The sequence below is a fragment of the uncultured Subdoligranulum sp. genome (assembly GCF_937890665.1).
Genome location: NZ_CALADU010000073.1, coordinates 1 through 19,718 on the forward strand (window position 1 = coordinate 1; position 19,718 = coordinate 19,718).

Sequence of the window (19,718 nt, forward strand, 5' to 3'; positions counted from 1 at the left end):
GCATAAGCATCTGCTCCATTATCACCATCTGTCTGCGTGCCGCCATCTGACCAATCGCCGGTGACGCTGCTGGGTGGGGATTCATCTGGTCTGAAATCTCCGGTACGGTCGCGGCTTACGAACCAGCAGACGCCCAGAATAGTGATGCAGAGAAGAGCCAGCGAGGAAACAATAAAGCCTTTGGATTGGAAAAACTTTTTCATATTTTACATACACTCCTTTTTTGCTGTTATATAAAGCCTATACGGTATAACGTGCCGGGCTTTCAACAGTATGGTTAGAATTTTGTGTTGTGGTAGCCTGTCAGCTCCACCCGTTGGGTGATAGCCGGATAACTGTGACCGAACATCCGCACATAGAATTCCACATCACAGTAGAAGATGTACTCAACCCGTCCATTCTCTACATTGAACTCCAGGCTGATGTCGGAAACCTTGTAATCCTCCGTTGAAAGCGGAATCTTGGAGTCCAGGCCGCCTGCCACTGTAGCCTCCAGCATGTCGGTATAGTCACTGCTGGAGTAAAGGGTATTTAGGTACTCTTCAAAGTTGGTTTCACGCTGGGAACGGTAGGTATCTGCATAAATCGTGCCGCTAAGGTTATTTAACTCCATTTTAGCGCCGTTGCGGATGTTGATACAGGTGATCCGTATGGAAGCGTACAGGAGCAGGAAGGAAATCAGCATCACGATGCCTACTACAAAAAAGCAGGCGAAAAAGGTGATCTCGCCCCGTTCGTTTCGCAGCGGCTGTTTCAGTCGCAGGAATATGCGTTTCATAGGTCACCTCACTTCCAGTAGTGCTCACTGACGCCGCTGCCGCGGGCAACCACTGTAATGTTTACCAGGTCAAAATTCCAGAACCCGCCCAGTTTGGCATCTCCCTCGATAGTAATGAAGAAGGGGGTGCCCAACTGGATGGCATTTGTCATACCGGATGGCCTGGGTGATGTGTAGGTAGCGTCAATGGAGTAGGAAATATTTTCGGCTCCTTCGATCTGAGAACTCAAAAATTCAAACAGCTCATCGGTCTCGCCGTTGACGCCGCCGGAAAGCTGGATCTGTTTGACCATCTGATCGGCGGCATGGTCAAGTTCCTGCTTGGTGGAAATGATGCTGAACAGGTCAATAATGAAGGCCAGCAGCAGGACAGCGATGAAGATGAAGACCACCGTACTGAAATAGTTGGCCTCGCCCCGCTCGTTGTTCAGCACCTTCCGGGCTTTTTGAAAGAGAATAGAAACCACCACCTTTACTGAAATTGAAAACAGCCGCTCCAAACCGGAGCGGCTGCTATGCAAAGTTTTGACTGTACCAAGTATAACAGATATGGATTTACGGCGAAAGGGCAGGACTGTGCCAATGTAGAGACAATTTTGTGCCAATTACAGCCCACCCTTAATAAAAGGAATCGCACCATAACGGCCGATCAAATACCCCTTCTCAATTTTGGTATCTTTGCGGATAGAAAAAGATTGGAGGGAAAACAAATCGGTAGCAGCGGTCAGTTCATCTTTTTCGGTGAACCAGATCTGATCTCTCCTCAGCACATCCAAGTCAAGAAGATTGGTGTTGTGTGATGTGAAAATCAACTGGCCTCCATTTGGATTGAACTCCACGCTGTTAAAAAGCGAGACCAGATGCTTTGTCAGGAGGGGATGCAGATGAGCGTCCAGTTCGTCTACTATAAGGAGTGTTCCTTCATCCAGCACCTTTTTTACCACACCAATCAGTTTGAAATAACTGTTGGTGCCATCGGATTCCTCTGCCATATTCAGTGTGTAGGAAGAAGTATTTCCCTCTGTGTCTTGTACCGTGTGAATGGCCTCAATATTGGTGAAAATATCGCCCTGCTGAGAAGTGGCGGGTTCTAAATCACGCATTTGAAGGGACTGTATACCAAAATCTGCGCTACGCAACATAGAGGCGATCATATGCCGGTAGCCATCGTCTTTGAGCTGTTCTGCTTCAAGTTCATAAGCATCTGCAGCAGAATGTTTCGTGATGATCCGGCAGGAAGCAAACCACTCCAGAACAGGAATTACCTTGGAATAGCTCCAGTTTGATGCAACAGACAGATAGAGCTTGTTAGGTGAAGTACGATTTTTGAGCATGCTTTGTTCATCGACATCAACAGTAAAACGAAAATCGTTTGTGTTTTGCCGCTCAAAAATGATCGCCTGCCTGCCATTGGGATAGTAATATAGGTATTCTTCAATAACAACTTTGTCTGTTACCGAAAAGCCATACGCGTATCGGATGCCATTTGCGGTGAAGATGACCTCAAAGCTGCTGGGGCGGACGGGTGTTTCACGGTCAAACTTGAAAGGCGAACGTTCGATGGCTTTGTGGAGCTGCTGGTTATGCGAAGTCAGCACATAATTTACCATGAACCAGAATGCATGAAGGACATTGGACTTCCCGGAAGCGTTGGCTCCGTAAATTCCGGCAGACTTCAAATACCGTTTGCTTCCATTCACAATCAGATGCTTCGGATGCTCTTTATCCTTACTGGCAAGCAGGGATAATACGACACTGCCTTTGATAGAGAGAAAGTTCTCTGCACGAAACTGAATCAGCATAAAATTGCCTCCTAAATCCTCGATTATATATATTATAACTGTATTTTCGTGAAAAATAAACGCATATAGAAGATAAAATTATGTATTGGGAAGTTTAGAAAGAGACGCATATACTGATAGTATGTGCTAAAGGGGGCAACAGCGACAAAACTAACTGAAAATGAGAAGCTGGTCTTGGAGTATATCTGTTTTTCTTCCTCCCATTGACTGCAACAAGAAAAAGTGTTATTATGAATACATAAAACGAAGGAAAAATGAGTATTATAATAACAAGCGCAACAGAAAGGAGATCTGTATGGAAAAGATAAAGTACCGGGATTTGATCATGCAGTATCTGACTGCTCTGGAGCCAGATCAAACAATTACAACCGAACAAGTCGCAGAGTATGTGGCGGAACGGCTTTTACTTGATACAGCGATGGTAAAAAAGACAGTCAATGTAAATATGGCTCGGCTTGAAAAAGAGGGGCAGATTATGCGCCTAACCAAAGGAATTTACTGCAGGAGAGTAAAAACAGCATTTGGATATTATACTCCAGATAAAGAAACACTTTTTTGTAAGCAGTTACTTCGGAAAGAAAACGAGATAATTGGATATGAAACAGGGTTGTCTGCATTAAATCGTATTGGTCTTGTTTCTCAAATGCCAAAAAGGAGATGCATTGCAACCAACCTGCATACAAAACGAATTCCCGAAGGAATGCAGATTGAGATTCGGAAACCGCCTATTGTAGTTAATTCTGGAAATTTTCGATATCTGCAAATTTTGGATGCAATCAGAGAACTGGATATGGCGCCAGTAGATACTGCAAAGCCGATTGATGTGGTAAGAGCTACTGTTGAGGAATTTACATTGAAAACTGAGATGTTGATTCTGATGGCCAGAAAATATTATGGTCAAAAAACTTTGCTTCGGACCATAGACATTTTGTTGGAGGGTAGTTATGAAACTGCACGAGGATAAATTTGCTTTTTTGAATATTATCAATTTAATCCATGAGGATAGTAGCATTCGGGCTGATATTTTGGAGAAGGACTATTATGTTACGCTACTGTTGAGGGAGTTGGCAGGGAAACAGGTAACATTACCAGCCTATTTTAAAGGTGGAACAGCCCTGTATAAAGCACAGAAAAGTATCCGCCGGTTTTCAGAGGATATTGACTTGACGGTGTGCATCGATAATTGCAGTAACAGCCAGGCTAAGAAACGGCTGGAGATGGCAACAAAGAAATATCAGGCCTTGCCACGCACATCCAGAAAGGATCTCGAAGATGATCGGAAAGGTAGTATCACAACTGTCTATGATTACACTCCACTTGTAGGCATTGACACGGATGATCCGCTCCAACGGTTTGGATATGTCAAAGTAGAAGGTACATCTTTTACTGTCAGCGAGCCTTTTACACCACTTGAAATTGAACCGATACTTTACACCTATGCCACCGAAGAACAGCGAAATATTCTTCGGTCACAATATGATGTTGTCCCTTTTATGATTAACACGATTCGGTTAGAGAGGATTTTTGCCGACAAGATTTTTGCTGCTGAATTCTATTATGAGCGTAAGATGTATTTTGATGTGGCAAAACATCTTTACGATGTCAGTGTCATGTTCGACTTAAAGCAGATTCAGGAAATGATTCAAAATCAGCAGATATTCCTTGAGATGCTGGGATATAAAAGACTGGAAGAGACCCGAAGAACAGGCAGTGATCTGGCGGAAAAGAAGTTTTCTGATTTTCAGTTGCTCAGAGGGTTTTCTGATAATGAAGCACTTCGTAAGGACTATCAGAATATGCAACGTAACTATGTTTTTGCGGAAGAAGATACACTGTCTTTTGATTTTGTGGTAGAGCAGTGGAAGAAACTCGGAGAGGTATTGCTTGCGCTTGAGTAAGTGCAATATGAAACAAAACTGTGGACAAAAATTAGCCAGGGGAGCAGTGGTTTATCTGCTCCCCTGGCATTGTTTTGCTTACAGGTTCTGACGGATGATCCGAGTGATAATACCTACGGCCACACCCCGCTCCATATCCAGACGGGTGACGGCAAAAGATACATCGTCCTTTTTGCCGGGCATCCGGTAGTCATAGCAGGAATGGGCTACCGCATTGACACCATTGGAGAGACGCACATAGACAACGCCCTTGTGGACATCTGTGACACGGCCGGCATACTTGCCCTGGATACGGCACTTCTGCAGGTTGTCCCTGTCGGTGTTCTCGGAAATACTCTTGATGTCAGCCTTGATGCCCAAGTCCTCCAGACTGTTGCGCCGCACGCTGAGAATACGGACCAGCACCTCGTCGCCTACGGAAAAACGCTCATGGGCGTCACCAATCCAGTCCCAGGCAAGGTCACGGGCAAGAATGGAGGTTTCAACGCCGAAAACTTCCACGCGCACAACCTTTTCGGCCACTGCAATCACACGCGCCTGGACGATGCGGCCCTCATAGATACGGTACATACCGGCAGCATCCGTATCCAGATAAAAAATCTGGCGTTTGCGCAGCATGGCCTCCTTGCGGCTGGCAACTACGCTGCGGGTCTTGGAGTCGATACCACGCACGATGAAGTCAATGTCAGCACCGAGCATGTTGCCAAGGATCTTATTTTGGCGCAGCATAAGGTCGGCGTATTCCTGACCGGAAGGACTGCGGCCCAGATTGATCATCATTTCCTTGATAGGGATAATGACACGGAACCCCTTGTAATCCACAACTGCCACCGTCTTGCGGTTGTCCAGCTGTTCAATGCCGCCCAGCTTGCCGGTGATGATCTTGCGGGTGCGGTAGGCATTATGGATCTCATGCCAGATTACATCATCACGGTCTTCGGCAGTCTCGACATCATCCCGGCTGCGGATGGTAAGGACGGGGGCCTCGCCGCGCTGGGGGCGGGGCTGGCGCTGGGGAGGAGAAGGAGTAGGGGCAGGAGCGGCAGCTTCTTCCACGACAGGAACATCAGGCTCCACAGCAGGTTCCTCCGTATCAAGAATAGAGTCGGCTGTATCCGCCGACTCTGTTGTTTCGGCAGGGACTTCCTCTGTGACAGTTTCTTCAGGAGCAGCAGCTTCTTTCTTCTTTCGGCTGGTACGCTTGGGCTTGGGAGATGCAGGGGGTTCCTGCACAGCGTCGGCGTTATCTTCGTAAACATCAGGCGGCTGCACATCAAAGTCTTCCGGCATATCAGTGGGAGCAGCGCTTTGATCGTCTGTTTCAGCAGGCGTATCTCCGAACATTTCCTCCTCGGTGAGTTCAGGAAGGGGATCTTCAGCCATATATTCGGCAGAGGTGTCCTCCAGGGGCTGATCCATCTGCCCCAGCAGTTCGTTCAAATCCAGACTATTGCCAGTATCAGCAGGAAGGGATTCAGGTTGAGCAGTATCGGCCGGCAGAGTTTCGCCTTCCGACATAACGGTTTCGGTAACAGGAGCCTCCTGTTCCAGAAGTTCTTTTTTCTTGGTTGCCATAGATTAAAACCTCCTATGAATTTGATAGTTTTGTTTAAGACAGGATGGAATCCTTGTCTGTGGTGATAATGCCTTCCGGCGTACCGGCAGATTTGGGGGCCGGAGCCTCTTTGGGTGATTTATCCGTGGGGGATGCCGGTTTGGTGGCTTTGCGCTTTGCCGGCTTCTTTGCTGCAGGAGCCGGTTTCGGCGCGGGCTGCGGTGTTTTGGCGGCTTCTTCTTCCAAGCGGCGCCATTCCGGTACATGGGCAGATGCTTTGCAGGAACGCAGGTACTTGGCTTCCGGGTGTTTGGAGTAATCCATTTTGTCTACCTGCAGAACCTTCTTGCCACGGATGATGATGAGCGCCTGATCCAGCGGGAGCCGCAGGACTTCATCAGGAGTAAGTACAGGGCGTTTTCCAACACCAGAGGTCTCACGAAACTCCGGTGTATAGTTGGAGATACGCCAGGTGCCCAGCTGTTTGGACTTACTGGATACTGCTACGGAGGCAAGCCCTGTCCTGGCAGAAATAAATTCGGCAGTAAGCTGGTCTGTACAGCCTAAAAACAACTGCGCGTCACAGTTTCCAATGATCTCCTGCCACAAATTCTGCGGGTATCGGTTCTGCAATCCTGCGAGATTTTGGAACACACAGGACATGGAGATATTCCGGGAGCGTATTACGCTGAGCCGGCGGGAGAGGTCGGGGATCGTGCCGCACGCTGTCAGTTCTTCCCCAAGGATATGGACAGGCACAGGCAGTTTGCCGCCCTCGCAGTTGTGGTCTGCATATCGCACCAGTTTGATGAAGCAGAAAGATAGAAACAGCGAGGCCAGAAAATCAAAGGTGCTGTCCTGGTCGCTGGTAACGAGGAAGTAGGCACAGGGCTGCTGACCCGGAAGCTCCAGATCGATCTCATTCTTAGCGGTAATTTTTTTGATCAGCTCAGACTGGAATACCTGCAGGCGGCTGCCCAGACCGATAATCACGCCGCTTCGCACTGTGTCGCTGGCCTGCTTGAACAGGCTGTAGGGTGCTTTGGCAGGGTGCGTGGAAGGAAGCGCCTCGAACAATGTGTCAAGTTGGGATTCCCCATTGAGAGTCAGCAGCCGGTAGACTTCGCCAATGTTGCGGTTTTCTTCCGCATAGCCTTGATCCACATACAGTACCAAGGCCTTGAGCAGATTCATCTCACAGGCATCCCAGAAATGGTCGCTCTTGCCGTTGTTCGTGGTGTTCTTGATGATGACATCTACAAAAAGCTGGGCCATTAGTTCCTGTCCCTCAACTTCGGCAAGGCAACACCAGGAATCTGAGTTTTCAGGCGAAACGAGGTTGAATACCTTGACACAATAGCCCCGGCTGCGGAGAAATTCGCTTGACTTCTCGTACAATTCCGATTTGGGATCGCAGATGATCAACGATTCTCCGGCGCCATTTTCACCTCGGACAGTGGCCTGAAGGATACGGTTCATACAAAACGAACGGGTTTTCATGGAACCACTGGCGCCGTAGACTGCCAGATTACTGTTGATTCTGGTATCTTCCGGTATGCAGACTGCTTTGCCATCCAGCATACCCAGTACAACACCCTTGTGTTTGCGCAGATCGGGCACCAGATCCAGTACGCCGGACATTTCTTTGCGGGACATCCAGCCGGAGGTGCCATAAGTGCCTTTGGCGGAGTAGGAGAAATTGCGGTCTTCATCATACTCACCGGCATCACCATATCCCATGCGCATGACCATGATGAGCAGCACTGCTAACAAGCCAATGCAGATCAAAATGCCATACACGCCATAAGGCGGTCTGAGCACAGAGGAAAGGCAGAGAAGGAAGTCGGGCGAAGCGGCCAGCGGTGAAGTACCGTCGCCGGGAATACCGCCGCCCTGTTTCCAGGTTGCATAGTTACCCAAAAGCTGTGCCAGAAAGCCGCCTGCGTATAGAATCGCAAGAATGGCAAAGGGCGCTGCAATCAGGCTTACGATCAGTTTTTTCTTGTTTATGGGAACAACCTCCCCTCGAATTTTGTGAAATCAATGGTCTGGAAGCGCACCCGGGAACCACAGTAGCTGCGAAGTACCTCTGCCTGGAAGTCAAAACAGATCAGTGTGCCTGGGCGCTCGGATAGTTCGAGGGAGGTGTTGAAGCGTGCGATACGGGGCAGATCGCAGAAATAGCCAAACAGGACTGGTGAGCCATCCGGTGAAACACCGTCATGCTCAATAGCCAGTCCGGGCTGCCTCGCAGTAAGACCTTGGAGCAGAATGCGGTCCAGCTCCGCAGTTTTCACAGGGTCGCACAGCAGTGCAAGTATCACCTCCCCCTGATGGTTGTTGGTAAGATAAAGAAAATGCTCATAGCTGCCATCCAGCATGAAGAAATCATGTTTGCGTCCTCCGGTGCTGGTCAAAATCTGGTAAGCCAGATCCATGCTGTTGCCCAGAATCAGTCCATGAACATCCTCATGGCGAAACTGTGGGGACAGGCGCTGTTGGCAGATTACGCTCCAAATCAATGCCTTGACCCGCATTTCCGATTTGTAGCGCCACTTCATCAGGGCGCTGCTGCTGTTGTAGGTCACGAAGATGCCGGAGGGCGCAAGGAGTATTCCAGTGGAGCGGGAACTGCGGATCTTCGTGGTGTCGATCCCCATTTCTTTCACTTCTCTGGAACTGAAAAAAGCAGGATAGACAATCCTGCCGTCAGCGTAACCATCCGGCGCAAAAATTGCCGGTTTTTCATCCCGATACACACATACACCCGCATTATCCATGGTTACATAGGTTTCTGCCAGGCGGTGTAGCCGGAGTCTTCGGTCAATTTCGCATTTCAAACGGTTGGTGTCGGTATCTCCTGTCAGGTAGCTGGCAAACCTGTCCGGCCGGCTTTCCAGAAGAGTGGCTTTGGCTCGCGGCCCCAGACGGTAGCCGCGCAGTTTATCCCGGTAATAGGTACGCAGCAGCCCGTCTTTTTTCAGTGCAGTGACAACAGACTCCAGATAATATGGACTGCCGGGAAGTCTGTTAAGCTGGTCTGTGGGGAACTCGCCGGAGATGGCAGTCAGAGAGAGAAGCCTGTACGCCATCGTGTCTGGCTGTGGGAATTTCCCAAGTGATCACCTCCTTGTGGTGTGTGGCTTTTACCGAGACTGCAAGGAACTTCGGTAAAAATCCGTGGTGTAACGACAGAAAAAAGCCCCGAAATCCGGGGCAAAATACGATGTTGCGGCAGGTCGGACAAGCAATGGCTGAAAATGCTCAAAAATCCGAGATGGATTTTAGGGTGTTTTCATGCTCAGCAAGCCAGGCGGGAAACCGCTTTTTTTCCATGACACTGATTCTGGTACAGTCCTTTTCGCCCAGCGCAGCGGTGTTGTAGGCGTCGCAGAGCAGGCCGGTATCGTCAGCCATGACGAAGGTGGAGAGAACATCCAGAAGCTGCTTTTCTTCCAGATTGTCGTAGTCACGGATACGTCGGGTGGGAAGGCACTGGTCATAAACCTGCGTAAAGCACACCACACAATCGCTGAAGTGGGGCATGGGATGCTCTTTGGCGTATTGCTCCAATGAGAAGTAGAACGGATCGAGCAGAAACTCAGTGTTTTGCCTCTGCTTGCGTTTTGGGAGTAGCCCGGGCAGGGTGACCTCCAGTACACCGTCCTCATAGACAACCTCAATTCCGTGTACAATACCGGCGGATGTCAGGTAATCGCCTTTGCGGATAGTGGTGCTGGAATATATCAAATGCCGCAGCCTGCAGGCAATTTTCTCTGCCCGCAGGGCGGCATCAGTGGATAAGACTTCATAGTTGTCCGGATAGCGCTGAATATCTGTGGTATCCATCGCGTAAAGAGCATTGCTCAAACGGGATATATCATCAAGAATGCTTCCGATTCGGTGTGAGATGATTTTTCGTTCCAATCAAGTTCCTCCTGTTTTCTTAAAGTAATGCACCTGGCCCGCCGCATCCACGGTGCAGAAACCGGAAATGCCAGGGCAGTCAATGCGGCGAATGTCTTCCGGATTATCGACCAAAATGATGCGGCGTCCACCGCTGCGGTCATCCCGAAGCGCATGGTTGATCAGGGCCTCCTGGCCGGAAGCTGCGTAGACGATTTCGTATAGTTCACCGTTTGCAAAGAAGATAAGCTTGACCGGAAAATCACCGGGAGCATGGTATTCCACCTGCCCGATAAAATCCAAGAGTACCCAGGCAGCCCGTATCAGGGAGCTGTCTGATTTTGCTGCCCAACCAGACGGAAAGTAACCGCCTGTATCAGTTTGAAAAATACGGCCCTGCTTTTGCAGATGGGAGAGCAGGGTCTTGATGATTTCTTCTTTGCCAGGGTGAAAGCAAAGAAGCTGCTGCATATTGAGACCGGGATACATCGTGACGATCCGCAGCAGAGCCGCAGCTTCATTTCCATAGATTTCAGCCCTGGTCTTCATGGGTATCACCTCCAATGGCGTAATATAGGCGTATTCAAGACGCATTAAAATAGGAAGGAAAGCCAGTCAGTGTAAGCCAAAAGATGATCTGGTTGGCAAAACTGGCTTTTAGGCGTAATACAGACGCAAAGCAGACGCATAGCGGCGTCTGGCAGGAAAGTTGCACATGGGAATCACCTCGCTTTTCAAATTGTTATATCTGCTGTTCGGCAGATGTGGATTGTTCACGGCGTTTTCGCTCTACGATTTCACGCAGCTCGCGGCGGTCGGTAGTGATCAGATCCTTTTCCAGAGGGCTGGCTTTGAATTCCACCATAATATTGTTGTTATTGGTAGAAATCAGACCGTGACCTCTTTCAAAGTGAGTGATCTCCATTGTTTCAGCATCGGACAGGTGCAGGGCTTCCTGTACCCGCTGGGCTTCGTCGTCCTCCAGATTCAGAATGATCTTGGTCTTGGAGTTGTTGATGATGCCCTTACCAAATCTGCCGCCGTCAAGGTCAAAGAAATCGGCAAGATCCTGGCTTGCAAAAATCGAGGCGCCGCCGTAACCGCGTATGGTTTTGGCAATTTCCAAAAGGAAATCGCCAGCCAATCTTACACCAGCAGCACCGGCACCGGATAGAAGCTGCCAGCACTCGTCGATGAAGATGGCTTTTTCTTCTGTACGGTCGGCTTTGGCTCTGTCCCAAACAAAGTCCAGCGCCACAAACATACCTACGGTGAGCAGGTCTCCGGTGAGGGAGGAAATATCCAAAACAGTGTACTTGTTGTCGAGCCGAACATTGGTCTGCTTATTGAAGGTGCTGGCGCTGCCGTTTACCAGACGGTTTAGGATGTGGGCCATGCGCATCGTTTCCTTGGAGGTTTTCAAAATTTCGTACAGGTCACCAAGCACCGGCATTTCACGGTACTGGCCGGGCTGTGCAGGGTCTTCCAAAGAGGCGTTATCATGAGTGATGCCTTTTGTGTTATAGGTACGAACAAGGGCTTCGTCCAAAAGCTGTCGTTCTTCGTGAGACATATCGGGGATCAGCAGACTGAAAAATATGTGGAGCTGTTGGATCTTTGCTGCAAGCTCAGATAACTGGATGCCTGGACCGTCCAGAATTTCATTCACCGAGCGGTCTACCCGCCGAATCTCCATAACATTGATGCAGTGGGGACTGGCCGGTGAAATCTGGATAAAGGAGCCGCCCACATTGGAGCAGGCGCGATGGAATTCATGGCCTTTTAGGGGCGCAACAATGAAAATGGGGATATTTTTCCGCCTCATTCGCAGCGCCATCAACTGCATGGTAAAAGTTTTGCCGGCTCCGCTCGTGCCAAGGATCGACATATTGGCGTTCTTATAGACCGCAGAATTGAAGATGTCCACGATAATAAGGGAGCTGTTGTACTTGTTGACGCCCAGCAGGATACCGTTATCATCACACATCTCATAGGATGTAAAGGGATAACAGCTTGCCGCACCGCCTGTCAGCAGGTTGCGCTTACCCCGCTCATACAGTTTCTTTTCCATTGCCACCAATGGCAGGGCAGATAAAAACGCCTGTTCCTCCCGAAAATGGCAGGTGCAGGCGTTCATGTCCTGTGAGAGCAGGAGCTTTTTCATTTCGCTGACCTTCCATTCCAAGTCTTCCTCGTTGGAGGCAGTAATGGTAATCAGCAGATTCAAGTAGTAGAAGTCCTCGTTGTTGGCAAGGCCCTCTTTGAGAAAGTACCCGCTTCGGATAGCGCCATCAATATCATCAAAGTCGGTGTTGGTGTCGCTGGCGTCCTTGATTTTGGAACGGTTGATACGCAGCTGCTGTCCGACTTTCTGGATGATGGTTTCTTTGGGCTGACGGGAGAGGAACATATCCATATCGATCCCGTCACCGGCATTGACGATAAGACTGAGCCAGCCGGCTGGAACCTGTGTTTTGTAGCCGTAAGAGGGCACCAGTAAATAAGCATAATACAGACCGTCAATGCAGATATGGTGACCATGTGTGAAGTCAATGCTTTTTGGCGCACAGAATTCGGTGGCAGGGATATGGTCGATCTCACTGTCGCGCCCTTTGGCAAGGTACTCAGCCATAACCTCCTGTGCACGGACGGAGAGCGGCTTTACAGCACTTTCATTTCTGCAGAGCAGATTGTAGAGGACATCTACCGTAAACTCATCCCAGTTTTCCGGAATGATGACCTCGTTACCGCACTGACGGAGGTAGTTGGTAGCAGTGTGGACTGCACTTTGCAGGGCATTGATTGCCTCGCCTTCTTCATCAGAGCGCTTGGTGTTGCTCCACGGCTCATATTCAAAAATCAGGAAGAAGCGCCGGGTAATTGCCTCACGGGAACCGATCTGTTGAACGAACTGGAGGTAGTCTTCCTGCATGAGCAGGCACTGTTCATTGGTTTCCTGTTCCATCTCCTTCCGAACGGTATCCAGATGGCGGTTAATCTCTGCCCGGCGTGTCAATACCTTGATTTGTAGCTTGATGGGGCTGATTTTCAAGTAGGATACAAAGGAATAGATGATATTCCGCTGTTCCTGGGCGCTGCGCAGCATAAAATTGATGGGTACTACCTCGACGACCTTGACATAGCGGTGGTCCTTCGTGTAGATGATGCCGTTTTCAATTTTGGAAATCGGCAGATAATCTGCTACCGGGTTAAGGCAGGCGGGCTTCGGCTCCTGAGTGCGGATAGGGCGTTTTACTTTGCGCTCCTTGGAGACCTTCTTTTTTTGCTTGGCGGTTTTCTTCTCTTTGGCAGGCTTCTGCTTTTTCACAGGACGGAGTTTTTGGCGGATCTCGTAGCCACGAACTTCATCAAACTCCGCTGGGAAATCCTCTCTGCCGGAGCGCCGTGACCGCCTGGGAGCCTTATCGGGCTTGTGTGCCTTCTTTTTAATATGCTTGCCGCCATGCTCTGCCGCAGGAACCGCATCTTCTGCGCTGTTACCGCCTACAATGCGGCGGTTTCGCAGGTACTTTATGAAAATCAGCAGAAAAGAGGAAAGGCTCTCACCGGAAATTCCGATAAGCGCCACCAATGCTGCTGGCAGTGCGGTCAGGCACAAAGCGATGATACGGGCAGTCAGGCCAAGAGGAAGCAATGAAAAAACCGGCACACCAATGGCAAATGCCAGGATGCCGGCTTCAATCACATTGCGGGCTTTGAACATACCACCGAAGAAGGTGCCTGACTCGATGAAATTCGGTGGTATTATGTAGGTATCTCGGTCGATTTTATGATTCATGATTAACCTCGTTTCCGAAGCCGGGCGGGCACATCAGCCGATAATCCAGAACGGACCGCCAGCTCCAGCGCGCCGGCTGGCCTCATTTAAGATAATGGACAGATCCCAGAGCTGTTCGCTCCGTGTGTAACTGGCAGGGTCAGCCACCATGATCTTGCCGTCTTTTACGCCACGCAGGACAATGAAGTGACCGGAAGAGGTAAAGTGGCCTTCAGACATGATTGCTACTACCAGTTTACCATTAGCCAGTGCGTCTGTGATGCGCTGTGGTTCCGCAGTGGTACAGCCGGAAACCGGAAGCCCCCATTCTTGAGCGGCGGCAGGTATCAGCGCATGGTAAGAACCACTGCGTTTACACCAGTAGCCGTTGTTGTAAGACCACTCGGCCATCTCCACAGGGTCAACCATATCGTCCGTCAGAGAGGACACCACGATTGCCATAGCGGTAGGGCCGCAGCCATAACCGCCAATATTGTCCGTACCATATGCTTTACCGGCATAGCGTTCATCCAGCTGATTGTAGTAAACAACAGGTGTGATCCCGTCGGTGAAAGTAACATCGCCCAGAGCGGTGATGCTGTTTCCGGTCCACGCTTCCAGATTTTGCAGCAGACCATCGCCCAAGAACAGGCTTAGGTTGGAAGCGTAATCAGATGCAAGCTCCTTTTGGTCATCGGTAAGCTGGAATACAACATCAGAAAAATAGGACTCACCGTTGTAACGGACAGTATAGACCATCCAAGTTTCGGACACCGTTGTTTCTTCCCCAGTCTCCGGATCAGTCACGGTGCTCTCACGAATCTCTTGCTTGCTGGTGTAGGAATATAGATGCTGCTTGTTTTCCCGCAGGGTAGCGGCAAGGTCATTCAGAGAAATGCTTTCAAAATCCTTGTCTTTGGCCGCACAATACTGAGAGATAAACAGGTTGGCGTTATAAATAGGCCCGCCGGAATAAGCATTTTTGACCTCCATATGGTCGGCTCCCGATGCCGCAAAGTCAGCTTCGATCCGGGCAAGTACATCATCCAGTGCCTCGCCCAAGATGCCGTTGAGGGTAAAGGTGATCTCGTTGGCGTTCTCAATAATCGCTGTTTCGCTATTCAAAATCGGAATTTCGGGGTCAGATGGCGAAAAGGCATTGGTCAGTCCGCCGAAAATAAGACCGGGGAGCATGAGAACAAATAATACCGGCAGCATAAGCAGGGCAATGACTGCCACAATGATTTTTCCGATATGCTTCCGACCTGCCCACACTGCGCCTGCAACTGCACCGTAAGGACCGCCTGCGGCAGCGCCTTTGGCAGCGGAGGAAATAGCTTTTCCGGTTTTGATTGCACCGCGGATGGTATGAGCTGCGGAGGCGCCGGTCTCCACAGCTTCGGAAAAACCGCTTTTCTGATCTTCTGGCATTTATATCTTGTCCTTTCTCCTCGGGGCTGGAGGCAGCTTTTTGACAATGGACTCGTTGAAGGTGATAGAACCGTCAGGGGCCATATAGGGCGATTTGTCAACAGCATCCACAGCGTACTGCTTATACCATGCTGTACCATCCACGGCATGAACGGTGGTGTACTGGCCTTCCGGGGCAACATATTGGTCTGCGTGGTACATACCAAAGGAGATGCCTTCGGGATGTTCTGCAGTTACTTCTGTACCGGTGATGCGGCCGCCGCCGATTTCGACATTCTGGAAGGTCGGAACATTTTCAGCTCCGGATTCCAGTGCCGCATATCCCATGTAAGAGTGCAGGGCTTCGGCGGCTTTTTCACCGGAAATGGAACCCATCTGGCTGATACTGCCAGTGGCTACGCTGCCGATTACATTGTTGGCAAAATTGCCGCCCTTACTGACGGAAGAAGCGTACATATGGCCGCCGATCCCTCCGGCTGCAGCATCGCCTAAAAGACTGCCAAGACCGGAAGGCTTGGAGCCGGGAGTTGTGGTGGCTGTTTTGATGGCGCTGTTTGTGACTTTTCGGCTCACCACTCCAGCAAGACCGCCGCTGGCAAACCCTGCTCCAAAGCCGCCGCTGCCTTTACCACCGTTTGTGTTGACATTGGTGGAACTGCTGTTTCTCCCGCCGCCAAAGTGGTGACTGGAAAAGTTCTTGATGCCGCCGATGCCTCTGGCAGCAATCATAGCCTCAGCCAGCATGCTGCCGCCGGTATGTCCTACATTGACACCCAGGCTGGAGAGGAAGGAATCGATTTTCTGGCCGACTTTGAGAAAGCCGATAGCACAGAGAAACCAGATAAACACATTGCCGGAAACGGCTTCTTTTCCCACAGCGTCTACCTGAGCCTGCACATCGCTTTCGGAGATAGCGGCAAAAGCCGGCTGGCAGAGCAGGCAGGAGAGAATTGCGACTGTAAAGGCCGCAAACAAAAATTTTTTGAGTTTCTTCAAGGATAAGACCTCCTTACAACGAAAGCGGGTTCGCAAGGAAGGACCCCACCATGCTTGTGAACAGGCGCAGGCACCAGGCGTTCATGACCAATAGGAAAATTTGACCGCCAAGCATCCGGCACCAGGATTTCCAGATGTTTGCTGTGGTCTGGCTGGCGCCCATAGAAAAAGCCACAGGAGCCGTGTAGACCAGTACACCGAGCAGCACATACCGTTCGGCTGCCTCGAACAGAAGTTTTAGGTAGTTCCAGGCCAGGATGAGAACCAAAATCAAGGTAATCAGTGCCACAGCCCCATTGGCACACACACCGATGATGACCAGCATCACGGAATTGAAGTCTGCAAAGCTTAATGCAGGAAGGTCGGACTCCATGATCCAGTGGTAGGGGGTGCCGCCGATGGTAAGAACAATATTGACGATTTCATCTGAAAAGAGCGTCAGCAGGATAAAAATAACGGAACGGATACTCAGCTTTACCGGGTCTTCTGCTTCCACACCTGCGCCAAGACCGAAGTTTTTGAATAACTGCCAGACCCAGTTGAGCAGGATGATCCCGATTGCCAGAGCCACGAAAACAGAGTACATAGTCTCTGCTGCGGGAAAATAACGCAGAAATACAGCCATATCACAGCCCAGCGCACCCAAAACCGATGTGGTCACCAGATCAAGACCGGCCATTACCTGTTCTGCAATCCATTCCACTATGCCGTCTAAAATGCCCATAAATGCAAGCCTCCTTTCCAGCGAGCAGTCAGACGGTCAATCAGCCTGTCCATTGTCCGCCACTAAAGAGCGGCGTCACATACGCCATGATAAAGCCCAAGCCATTGAGGATAGCCCAGGTGATACAGATTCGTTTGAGCCAGGCGCGGCTTTCATCCACCGTCCGTCCGGAACGGGAGAAGTTCATGAGCAGCAAGGCTACCGAAGCAGTGACGATGGCGGCGATAGTGGAGATGGCAAGGATTTGGGTGTATACATCCTGCATGATCTCTTTGGCCTTGGTCCATACATCTGTTGCCGCATAAGCCGGCTGGCAGAATATCATGGACATCATCACACACAGGAAGGCGCTGTAAGCCACTTTGGGCAGCGAAAGCCTGCGCTTGGACTGGGTATCCGGCTCCTGAAGCTGCGGAGTTTGAGGGGTTTTCGTTTTCTTCAATTTGCGATCCTCCAATTCTGAATGATTTTTTGATGCTCAATAGGGAACAGAAAACCCACACCTGTCAAAACAAATGTGGGCTTTCAAATGGCCGGGCGGCCATCTGGGCAGCAAAAAAGCACCCTGATGAAAGGTGCCGTTACTGTCCTGTTCGGTTTTGGGTGCAAGTTTGAGCATATTCAGTTTAACACATCGGTATTTACACTGAAAGAGCAGAACCATGCCAATTTTGTTCCCGAATTGTGCCAATTATTTGCCCGATTGTCCGGAAGATGATTTTGGCTCTGGGAAGAACTGCTCCAGCATGTCTAAACTGTCCTTGGAGGTATAGCCCCAAAGAACGGAACTGAGGGCTTCAATGGCTTCCCGGCGTTTGCGGTAGTAAGTTCTGAAACTGATGTCGCGGATATGCGGTCGCAGGGTCTCGATAATTTCCTCAACATTTTTGAGCTGCTGCGGCGAGAGGAAGGAGTAGTACAGCAACCAGTAATATGCCTCACCATTTTTGTGCTTGGTACGCAGCAATTCGATTGCGGAATCCAGCAGCTTGAGCATTTTGTGGCTGCGTTCAATGCATTTGGCATGATGCTCGATGTCGCTTCCGGCCAAATCAGCGCCAGCCAGATAGACTGAATCCAGAAAATCCTCAATGGAGGTACCATACTCAATCTCAAACTTGGTGCGGACATGCTGGACAGAAAGCTCCAGGCTCCACACAACATCCCGGTATTTTTTCAGCAGTTTCCAGGTATCATGGTACAGGGGATTATCAGCAACATCAGGTTCAACAAATTTTCTCATTTCAGGTTCCTCCTATTTTCGTGCTCCTCAGAGGGAGTGAGTGTAAGTTCAAAAGTGGCGATTGAAGTATTTGTGCCGCAGAGGATGGTCAGACCAAAGTGGACTGTAGATTTCCCTCGCGCACGCGGAATCAACTCTTCCCAGCAGTCGTCCGATAAGGGATATAACTTATAGCGGGAGAGTGGGCAAGAAAAGCAGGAAATCCCTTGCGTAGATAGGATGTCAGCCATCTTGCGGAGTATCGTTTCAATGTGCGATTTTGAAACGCTGGAAAGTGCATCCGAAACAATGATCTCATGCTCAGAGATAGAATGGCTCTCTTCGGTTTCAGCAGTTTCCGGAAGCTCCAGATGAATGTTTAAGGTCATGGCAACTTCCTCCTTGTCGATTAAAACATCGGAAATCTCAAACATGGTGGACAGGTAGTTCTGCAGGTAGATCACGCTTCCATGCCGGCCGGGAAACGACATGATAGAGATATACCCAAGACCGTCCAGCTTTTTCAGTATCCGGCATACGGTAGCGCGTGACAGCCCCCAGCGGCAGGAAAGCTCGGTATAACTGACCAACGGGTTTCCTGTACCATTGCGAAAGTAGGCTACCGGACCGACCTCTGACCCCTGCACCTGCGTATCGTTGTAGACAGCGGATACCCACAGATCCAGAACGATGTCCATTTCAGAGCAGCGGGCAGAGCTGACCAGTTCCAGGGCAACAGAGACTGGCAGGAAGAAAAAACCGGTATCCTTTTGGCAGGGGGCATTGTACTCCAGTGCGGAATTGTGGCGGGCCCAGTGGAGGATTTTATATTTGACTACATTGCCACGGCCCAGCAGTGTATAGGAAATCAAGTGCTGCTTCTGAAGGGTATCCAGCATGGACAGTGCCTGCCGATGAAAGCGGGTGCGGAACCAGCAAGACAGCTCCTTGACGGTGCAGACCCATTCGCCGGGGGAGACTGTATAACTGATCCCGTCAATACGGCGGTATGAGGTGCGGAAGTTTGCATAGCTGCAAAGTACAGTAAAATGAAAAAGGCCGGAGCCTCCGTTTATGCGGATGCTCCGGTCGTTGATCAGTTTGTGGATGAACTCACGATAAATCCGGCATCGTGGGTAATCTACCACTTGTTTGATTTGAAGTTGGTATTCTGGCATAGTGAACCTCCTAGTTTTTTATGCAGACAAGTAGTTCGCTGAAAAATGTTGACTTGAATAACTGATGGGGGTATACTCATATTTGTATGAGCTGCAAATAAGCAGTTTGTGCATTGCTGGTTTCCGCAGTTTTAGCATTGATACCTTATAATATAGGCTAAAAGCGATAAAGAAACAGTATCAGGGATGTTCTTCATGGCTCTACAATGTGCCAGTCCTTTTCATGGAAAATTTATCCAATTTTTGACATTTTGGAGCTGACACACTTTTTCACAAAAAAATATGCCTACAAACAACTACAATTTTTATACAACTTTTCGAGTGAAGCGGACGGTCAAATAGGACACAGGACGAATGATAAATAGTTTCAAAAACCCAGCAATTATGCGGATTTTGCGCACTACGGAGCGGCATGGGGCGGGATGGAGAGAGCAAAATTTTATTCCCGAC

Annotated in this window: 17 protein-coding genes and 1 pseudogene; 2 read left to right on the forward strand and 16 right to left on the reverse strand. The window is 49.7% G+C overall.

Annotation, left to right across the window (positions count from 1 at the left end):
- The 4 genes and pseudogenes from Q0526_RS03920 to Q0526_RS03935 form a co-directional block, all read right to left on the reverse strand.
- A pseudogene (locus Q0526_RS03920) lies at positions 1-203 on the reverse strand (hypothetical protein); the annotation flags it as partial.
- Between the two features lie 74 nt (positions 204-277).
- Complete coding sequence (locus tag Q0526_RS03925; RefSeq protein WP_006873404.1) at positions 278-778, reverse strand: hypothetical protein; 501 nt, start codon at positions 776-778, stop codon at positions 278-280.
- Between the two features lie 8 nt (positions 779-786).
- Positions 787-1,212 (reverse strand): DUF4320 family protein, encoded by a 426-nt coding sequence (locus Q0526_RS03930; protein ID WP_044911222.1) that lies wholly within the window; start codon positions 1,210-1,212, stop codon positions 787-789.
- A gap of 171 nt (positions 1,213-1,383) precedes the next feature.
- Positions 1,384-2,580 (reverse strand): ATP-binding protein, encoded by a 1,197-nt coding sequence (locus Q0526_RS03935; RefSeq protein ID WP_173700507.1) that lies wholly within the window; start codon positions 2,578-2,580, stop codon positions 1,384-1,386.
- Positions 2,581-2,875: 295 nt separating this feature from the next.
- Between Q0526_RS03935 and Q0526_RS03940 the strand changes: the two genes are divergently transcribed.
- Together Q0526_RS03940 and Q0526_RS03945 are read left to right on the forward strand one after the other, a co-directional pair.
- Entirely contained in the window at positions 2,876-3,544 is a 669-nt protein-coding gene (locus Q0526_RS03940) for a DUF6088 family protein (RefSeq protein WP_008394783.1), read from the forward strand.
- Positions 3,525-4,478, forward strand: a complete 954-nt coding sequence (locus Q0526_RS03945) for a nucleotidyl transferase AbiEii/AbiGii toxin family protein (protein WP_008394784.1) — start codon at positions 3,525-3,527, stop codon at positions 4,476-4,478. Before Q0526_RS03940 ends, Q0526_RS03945 begins: the two co-directional genes overlap by 20 nt.
- Before the next feature lie 78 nt (positions 4,479-4,556).
- Here Q0526_RS03945 and Q0526_RS03950 read toward each other — a convergent pair whose 3' ends face one another.
- The 12 genes from Q0526_RS03950 to Q0526_RS04005 all read right to left on the reverse strand — a co-directional run bounded on the left by Q0526_RS03950 (position 4,557) and on the right by Q0526_RS04005 (position 19,268).
- Positions 4,557-6,053 carry a S1 RNA-binding domain-containing protein gene (locus Q0526_RS03950; protein WP_298731081.1) on the reverse strand — a complete coding sequence of 499 codons (1,497 nt, stop codon included), beginning with the start codon at positions 6,051-6,053 and terminating at the stop codon, positions 4,557-4,559.
- A 34-nt stretch (positions 6,054-6,087) separates the two neighbouring features.
- Positions 6,088-8,025: a VirD4-like conjugal transfer protein, CD1115 family gene (locus Q0526_RS03955; protein WP_366522028.1), complete on the reverse strand. Its 1,938-nt coding sequence runs from the start codon at positions 8,023-8,025 to the stop codon at positions 6,088-6,090.
- Between the two features lie 14 nt (positions 8,026-8,039).
- The gene (locus Q0526_RS03960; protein WP_298731083.1) at positions 8,040-9,125 is read right to left on the reverse strand and encodes a hypothetical protein; all 1,086 of its coding nucleotides are present in this window, start codon (positions 9,123-9,125) and stop codon (positions 8,040-8,042) included.
- 172 nt (positions 9,126-9,297) lie between these two features.
- Positions 9,298-9,960 (reverse strand): DUF6100 family protein, encoded by a 663-nt coding sequence (locus tag Q0526_RS03965; protein WP_118024156.1) that lies wholly within the window; start codon positions 9,958-9,960, stop codon positions 9,298-9,300.
- Complete coding sequence (locus Q0526_RS03970) at positions 9,961-10,533, reverse strand: DUF5697 family protein (RefSeq protein WP_034533443.1); 573 nt, start codon at positions 10,531-10,533, stop codon at positions 9,961-9,963.
- A 148-nt stretch (positions 10,534-10,681) separates the two neighbouring features.
- On the reverse strand, positions 10,682-13,738 hold the full coding sequence (locus tag Q0526_RS03975) for an ATP-binding protein (protein ID WP_298731088.1): 3,057 nt from the start codon (positions 13,736-13,738) through the stop codon (positions 10,682-10,684).
- A gap of 33 nt (positions 13,739-13,771) precedes the next feature.
- On the reverse strand, positions 13,772-15,148 hold the full coding sequence (locus Q0526_RS03980; RefSeq protein ID WP_298731090.1) for a C39 family peptidase: 1,377 nt from the start codon (positions 15,146-15,148) through the stop codon (positions 13,772-13,774).
- Positions 15,149-16,144 carry a hypothetical protein gene (locus Q0526_RS03985; RefSeq protein ID WP_298731091.1) on the reverse strand — a complete coding sequence of 332 codons (996 nt, stop codon included), beginning with the start codon at positions 16,142-16,144 and terminating at the stop codon, positions 15,149-15,151.
- Positions 16,145-16,157: 13 nt separating this feature from the next.
- Positions 16,158-16,868 carry a hypothetical protein gene (locus Q0526_RS03990; RefSeq protein ID WP_003499607.1) on the reverse strand — a complete coding sequence of 237 codons (711 nt, stop codon included), beginning with the start codon at positions 16,866-16,868 and terminating at the stop codon, positions 16,158-16,160.
- A gap of 40 nt (positions 16,869-16,908) precedes the next feature.
- Positions 16,909-17,310: a fimbrial protein gene (locus tag Q0526_RS03995; RefSeq protein WP_173700504.1), complete on the reverse strand. Its 402-nt coding sequence runs from the start codon at positions 17,308-17,310 to the stop codon at positions 16,909-16,911.
- Between the two features lie 249 nt (positions 17,311-17,559).
- Positions 17,560-18,111 (reverse strand): hypothetical protein, encoded by a 552-nt coding sequence (locus Q0526_RS04000; RefSeq protein WP_006873388.1) that lies wholly within the window; start codon positions 18,109-18,111, stop codon positions 17,560-17,562.
- Positions 18,108-19,268: a MarR family transcriptional regulator gene (locus Q0526_RS04005; protein ID WP_118646156.1), complete on the reverse strand. Its 1,161-nt coding sequence runs from the start codon at positions 19,266-19,268 to the stop codon at positions 18,108-18,110. Before Q0526_RS04005 ends, Q0526_RS04000 begins: the two co-directional genes overlap by 4 nt.
- Positions 19,269-19,718 lie beyond the last annotated feature (450 nt).